6 protein-coding genes are annotated in these 6555 nt (G+C 69.6%); all 6 read left to right on the top strand.

Annotation, left to right across the window (positions count from 1 at the left end; translation table 11 throughout):
• Window positions 1-184 precede the first annotated feature (184 nt).
• Window positions 185-505, top strand: coding sequence for a hypothetical protein (locus HB724_RS19980; RefSeq protein WP_256731644.1), 321 nt, complete (start codon window positions 185-187; stop codon window positions 503-505).
• A gap of 349 nt (window positions 506-854) precedes the next feature.
• The gene (gene fliF, locus HB724_RS19975) at window positions 855-2420 is read left to right on the top strand and encodes a flagellar basal-body MS-ring/collar protein FliF (protein ID WP_256731645.1); all 1566 of its coding nucleotides are present in this window, start codon (window positions 855-857) and stop codon (window positions 2418-2420) included.
• 10 nt (window positions 2421-2430) lie between these two features.
• Window positions 2431-2775 (top strand): flagellar motor switch protein FliN, encoded by a 345-nt coding sequence (gene fliN, locus HB724_RS19970; protein ID WP_213982705.1) that lies wholly within the window; start codon window positions 2431-2433, stop codon window positions 2773-2775.
• A gap of 17 nt (window positions 2776-2792) precedes the next feature.
• Window positions 2793-4109 carry a sigma-54 dependent transcriptional regulator gene (locus HB724_RS19965; protein WP_346344762.1) on the top strand — a complete coding sequence of 439 codons (1317 nt, stop codon included), beginning with the start codon at window positions 2793-2795 and terminating at the stop codon, window positions 4107-4109.
• 39 nt (window positions 4110-4148) lie between these two features.
• A complete protein-coding gene (flhA, locus tag HB724_RS19960) occupies window positions 4149-6230 on the top strand; it encodes a flagellar biosynthesis protein FlhA (protein WP_213982703.1) in 2082 nt (693 codons plus the stop codon).
• Between the two features lie 74 nt (window positions 6231-6304).
• Window positions 6305-6555, top strand: a 251-nt coding sequence (locus HB724_RS19955; protein WP_213982702.1) for a hypothetical protein, incomplete at its 3' end; no start/stop codon positions are given.

Genomic DNA, 6555 nt, shown 5'->3' with positions numbered 1-6555 from the left:
CCCCCCCCCCCCGGCCGGCGCGGGGGGGGGGGGGGGGGCCGGGGGGGGGGCGGGGGGACGGCGGGGGGGGGGGGGGGCGGGGGGGGGCCCTCCGGCCGGGTAGGAGGGGACGGGAGCGAAGTCACCCGAAGTCCCCGGTGGGGGCGCCGGCGGGGGGGGGGAACTGGGCGTCGGGCGCGCCGACATGGTCGCCGGGCGGGCGCTGGAAGCGGCGCCCGCCGCGGCGATCGACGCCGCGATCGGCCGCGTGCTCGGCCAGGTCGCGCGCGGCACCGAGCTCCAGATCCGCGTCCATCCCGATCTTGTCGCCGATATCGAAGCGAAGATCGTCCAGCGCCAGTCGCAGGACCGCCGCAAGCTCAACCTGTTCGTCACCGCCGACGCCGATCTGGTGCTGGGCGATGCCGTGATCGGCTGGGAGGAAGGCGGCCTGACCCTCAGCGCCGCCGCGCGCCGCGAGGCGATCACGGCCGAGCTGGAATCGCTGCTGCCGAAATCGGAATAAGATCCTTCGCCGGTAATCCGGCAAGACGACACCGACAATCTTCCACCGTCACCCCGGCCGAAGTGCCGGGGTCCACTTATCCGCGAGCGAGCCCCTCTAAGCCTTGAGCGGCTCTCCCAGTCGCATGGTGGACCCCGGCACTTCGGCCGGGGTGACGGGTTGTTTGGCCGCTCTCGCCCGCAATTCCGACGCGGATCGCCCGCTAGGCAAAAAATTCCCACCCGGCAGAAACTGCCGCCTCCGCCCCTCCTATAATTGAAGCAAGGGGCGCGTGCCCTGGAGTCCATTCGACGGGGCGGCTTTGGAAGCGATCAAGAATCTCGTGGGCCAGATAGGCCCCAGGCGGCTGATGTTGATGGGCGGCGTCGCACTGGCGCTGCTCGCGGCTTTGGCCTTTGTCGCCACGCGCGGCTCGAAGTCCGAAATGGGCTTCCTCTATACCGACCTCGATCCCTCGGCCGCGGCGACGATCACCGAGAAGCTCAAGGCGCAGAATATCGACTATACGCTTTCCGCCGACGGCAGCTCGATCATGGCGCCGCAGGACAAGCTGGCCGAGCTGCGCATGAGCCTGGCCGGCGAGAAGCTGGGCGGCAAGATCGGCTATGAGGTGCTCGACGAGGAGCAGCCCTTCGGCGTCTCCGCCAGCCGCGCCAAGATGAACGAGACGCGCGCGATCGAAGGCGAGCTCTCCAAATCCATCCAGACGATCCAGGACATCAGCGCCGCGCGCGTCCATATCGTGATGCCCGAGCGGGCGATGTTCGCGAACGAAAGCCGCAAGGCGACCGCCGCCGTCACCGTCAAGACCAAGGGCCATATCGGCTCCGAGACGATCTCGGCGATCCGCTACCTCGTCTCCTCCTCGGTGCCCGAGCTTTCGCCCGACGCGGTCTCGGTGGTCGACCAGACCGGCGCGCTGCTGGCCCGTGCGGGCGATCCCGGCTCGGGCGGCGCCGGCGATGCCGATGAGCGCCAGGCCGCGGTCGAGGGCAAGCTGCGCCAGGAGATCGAATCGCTGCTCGAGCCGATCGTCGGCCAGGGCAAGGTCCGCGCCGAAGTCTCGGCCCAGATCGACCGCGACCAGACCCGCGAGGAATCGAACATCTTCGATCCCGACAAGCAGGTCGTCTCGCACGAGGTCAGCGTCGAGACCGGCGATCAGAACCGCGAGAACGACGCCGCCCCGGGCACCGTCTCGGTCGCCAACCAGCTTCCCGAAGCCCAGGCCCAGCCGGCCACGCCGGGCGCCTCGCGCCAGTCGGCCAGCAACCAAACCTCCGAAGACAAGACCTATGACAACAGCTCGACCAAGACGGTGACGCTGCGCGCGCCGGGCAAGGTCACGCGGCTGAGCGTCGCGGTGATGGTCGACGGCGGGCCCCAGGGGCTGCCGGCCCCGCAGATCCAGCGCCTCCAGCGCCTGGTCGAGAATGCGGTCGGCGTCGATGTCCAGCGCGGCGACAGCGTCGTGGTCGAGAGCATGGCCTTCAACACCGGCGATGCGCTGGCCGACAAGCAGAGCGGCATCTTCTCGCTGCTCTCGATGGACCGGATCTGGGGCCTGATCCAGATCGTCGTCGTCGGCGTGATCGGCCTGATCGCCCTGCGGATGCTCAAGCCCAGGTTCGGACTGGGGCTCGCCCCCGGGCCGGACGAGGAAACCGCCCCCGCGCTGATCGACGGCCAGTCCTCCGAGATGCTCGCGCTCGCCGAGCGCGCCGCGGACGGCGATCCCGACGCGATGCACCAGCTCGAAGCCATGAACCCGGAACAGCAGCTCCTCGATCAGGAGATCGCGCTCGCCCAGGTCGATGGCCGCATCAAACTCTCCGCACTGAAGCGGATCGGGGACGCCATCGCGGCGAGCCCGCCCGAGGCCGCCTCGGTGATCCGCCAGTGGATGAACGCATAGGAACGCCCCCATGGATACCGAACCGCACGACATCATCCCCTCCGCCGAGGAGCAGCCCGCCCCGGTATTCGAGGATTTCGACTCCCTGGCCGGCGCGGAGCACGGCGTAGGCACCGAAGGGCTGGAGGCCGTCCATGACGTGCCCGTGAAGGTCCAGGCCGTGCTCGGCCGCGCGCGGATGCCGGTGGGCGACCTGCTTCACCTGACCGCCGGCACCGTGGTCGAGCTCGATCGGCGCGTCGGCGAGCCGGTCGACATCTTCGTCAACGATCGCCTGATCGCCCGCGGCGAGGTGGTGCTGATCGACAACGCGCTGGGTGTGACGCTCACCGAGATCGTGCGGGCCGATCGCTGATGGCCGGACCCATCCGAATGCTGTTGGTCGGGGCGCCGGGAAGCGAGTTCAGGCGCGCGGCCGAGCTGGCGCGCGATGCCGGCGCCGAAGTGACGATGGCCGACACGCCCCGCGACGCGCTCGCGCTGCTGCGCGAAGGCGGCGGCGACCTGGTGATGATCGACGTGCTTGCCGATGTGGTCGGCTTCATGAAGAGCCTGCGCGCCGAGCGTTTCACGATCCCCGTGCTCGCCTGCGGCATCGATGCCTCGGCCGAGCGCGCGGTCGCCGCGATCCGCGCCGGCGCGCGCGACTATGTTCCCCTGCCTCCGCAGCGCGAGCTGATCGCCGCCGCGATCGCATCGGTCGTCGCGCGCAAGACGCCCAGCCAGATCGGCGAGCACAGCGCTCTCGCCCGTGCCCTGGCGCTGGCCGTCGCAGTCGCGCCGAGCGCCGCCCCGGTGCTCGTCACCGGCGAAAAGGGCAGCGGCAAGGAATCGATGGCGCGCGCACTCCACGAGGCTTCGGGCCGCGCCGATCCGATGATGGTCGTCGAATGCGCAGGCGTCGGCGCCGACGTGCTCGAATCCGAGCTGTTCGGCCATGAGGCCGGTGCCTTTCCGGGCGCGGTCGCCCGCCGTATCGGCCGGTTCGAAAAGGCCGGCCATGGCACGCTGCTGCTGCGCGAAGTCGCCGCGCTCTCGCCCACGCTCCAGACGCGGCTGTTCGAAGTGCTCAAGCGCCAGCGCTTCACGCGCATCGGCGGCAGCGAGCCGATCCCCTTCCACGCCCGCCTGATCGCCACGACCAGCTTCGATCTCGAAGCCTGCGTCACCTCGGGCAGCTTCCGCGCCGATCTGCTCGTCCGCCTGGGACTGGTCCGGATCGAAGTGCCGGCGCTGCGCGCACGCGGCGACGACGTGATCGAGCTGGCCCGCCACTTCGCCACCCGGCTCGCGGAAACCGACGGCATCGCACCCCGGCCCTTCACGGACGAGGCGCTGGCGCTGCTGCGCCGCTATGCCTGGCCGGGCAATATCCACGAGCTGGAGGAGACGGTGCATCGCGCCGTCCTGCTCGCGCGCGGCCCGGCGATCGAGACCGGCGACATCATCCATGCCGACGGCACCCCGCTGATCGAGCTGGAGGAGAACGAGCCCGATCGCTTCCACATCGAAAGCCTGATCGGCCGCACCGTGGAAGAGGTGGAGCGCGAGCTGATCCTCCAGACGCTGGAGCGCTGCCACGGCAACCGCACTTCGGCCTCGCACATCCTCGGCATCTCGGTCCGCACGATGCGCAACAAGCTGCGTACCTTCATCGAGGCGGGGATATCCGTCTCGCCGGCAATTTGACGATCGCCCTCCCGATGCACTCCTTGGCAGTCCGCTAACATGCCCCCAGCCATCGCAAACCTGTTCCAGCGTTTCGGCCTGAGCCGCGATCTCGCGCTCGGCTTCGGCGTCATCGCGATCATCGCCATGCTGATCCTGCCGATGCCCGGCTGGATGCTCGACATGGGGCTGGCGCTGTCGATTACCATCTCGGTGATGATCCTGATGACGGCCCTGTTCATCGAGAAGCCGCTGGAGCTCAGCGCCTTCCCGACGATCCTGCTGATCTCGACGATGCTGCGCCTGGGCCTCAACCTCGCCTCGACGCGCCTCATCCTCAGCCACGGCCATGAGGGGCCGGATGCCGCCGGCGGCGTGATCGGCGCGTTCGGCGAGTTCCTGATGGGCGGCGAGACCGTGATCGGCCTCACCATCTTCCTCATCCTGGTGGTCATCAACTTCGTCGTCATCACTAAGGGCGCGGGCCGCATCGCCGAGGTCGCCGCGCGCTTCAGCCTGGATTCGATGCCCGGCAAGCAGATGGCGATCGACGCCGATCTCTCCGCCGGCATGATCGACGAGACCCAGGCCAAGGAGCGCCGCGCCGAGGTGGAGGCCGAAAGCGGCTTCTACGGCGCGATGGACGGCGCCTCCAAGTTCGTGAAGGGCGACGCGATCGCCGCGGTGCTCATCACCGCGATCAACATCGTCGTCGGCCTGGCGATCGGCGTGATCGAGCACGGCGTGCCGCTGGCCGAGGCGTTCCGCACCTATACCGTGCTCACCGCCGGCGACGGCCTGGTCAGCCAGATCCCCGCGCTGATCGTGTCGACCGCGGCGGGCCTGCTCGTTTCCAAGGGCGGCGTGAAGGGCAAGACCGGCGCCGCGCTGGGCGACCAGCTCGGCCGCTATCCCAAGGCGTTCGGCATGGTCGCCTTCCTGATGGGCGCGCTGGCGCTGATGCCCGGCCTGCCCTTCATCCCCTTCGCCGCCTTCTCCGCGCTTTCGGGCTATGCCGCATGGCGGATGAGCCGGCGCGCCGCGGCCAAGTCCGCGCTCCAGAAGGCGATCGCCGCGCAGGAGGAGATCAAGGCCTCGATCGTCGAGCAGCCCATCTCGCAGACGCTGGCGATCGACGCGGTGCGCATCGAGATCGGCTATGCGCTGCTGCCGATCATCAACGACGAGACGCGCGAGCCGCGCCTCGACGACCAGGTCCGCGCGCTCCGCCGCCAGATGGCGACCGATTACGGCTTCGTCCTCCCCTCGGTGCGCATCATCGACAATATGGGCCTCAAGCCCAGCGAGTACGTCATCTCGATCAAGGAAACCGAGGCGGCGCGCGGCGAGATCCGGCTGGAGAAGCTGCTGCTCATCAATCCGGGCGGCGGCCCGATCGGCCTGCCCGGCGAGCCGACCAAGGAGCCGGTGTTCGGCCTCCCCGCCTTCTGGATCGATCGCGAGCTGCGCGACGAGGCGGGCTTCCGCGGCCTCACCGTGGTCGAATGCGGCACGATCATCACGACGCACCTGACCGAGCTGGTGAAGGACAATATCGCCGACCTGCTCTCCTATACCGAGACGCAGAAGCTGCTCACCGAAGTCCATCGGGAATCCGAGAAGCTGGTCGCGGACATCATCCCGTCCAAGGTCTCGATCTCCAGCGTCCAGCGCATCCTGCAGAACCTGCTGTCGGAGGGCATCTCGATCCGCGACATCCCGACGATCCTGGAAGGCATCGCCGAGGCCGCGCCGCTCACTTCGAACCTCACCCAGATGACCGAGCATGTCCGCAGCCGCCTGGCCCGCCAGATCAGCGCGCAGCAGACGCGCGGCGATGCGATCCCGGTGGTGACGCTCTCCTCCGATTGGGACCAGGCGTTCGCGGACAGCATCATGGGCGTCGGCGACGAGCGCCAGCTCGCCATGGCCCCTTCCGCGCTCCAGAAGTTCATCGCATCGGTGCGCGAGACCTATGACCGGCTGGCGGTGGACGGCGAGATTCCGTGCCTGCTCACCAGCCCGTCGATCCGCCCGTTCGTCCGCTCGATCATCGAGCGGGTGCGCCCGGCGACGGTGGTGCTCTCGCAGAACGAGATCCATGCCCGCGCCCGCATCCGCGCGCTCGGCACGATCGGCTGACGCGAAACCGTATCGGGTAAAATCATCCTATAATGATGAAAGCGGCCTTTCGGGCCGGGCGAAAGGCCCACTGGATGAACGTGACGACAATAGGCTTTCCCTTTGGCGCGGCTCCCGGTGTACCGGGGGCCGGCACGGCCGGACAGGGCTTCGCGCTCGCGCTCGGCGCGGCGGGGCTGGGCGGCATTCCGCGCATCGGCGCCGGTGCGGGGGGGGCCCCCGGCGCGCCCCCCCCCCCGCTGCCGGCCCCCCCCCCCCCCGCGCCCCGCCCCCCCCCCCCCCCCCCCCCCCCCCCCCCCCCCCCCCCGCGCCCCGCCCCCCCCCC

Source organism: Sphingomonas sp. dw_22 (assembly GCF_018449795.1).
In the GTDB taxonomy this organism is placed as follows: domain Bacteria; phylum Pseudomonadota; class Alphaproteobacteria; order Sphingomonadales; family Sphingomonadaceae; genus Sphingomonas.
Note: the sequence above shows the minus strand (reverse complement) of the source record. Positions and strands in the feature narration are given on the sequence as shown.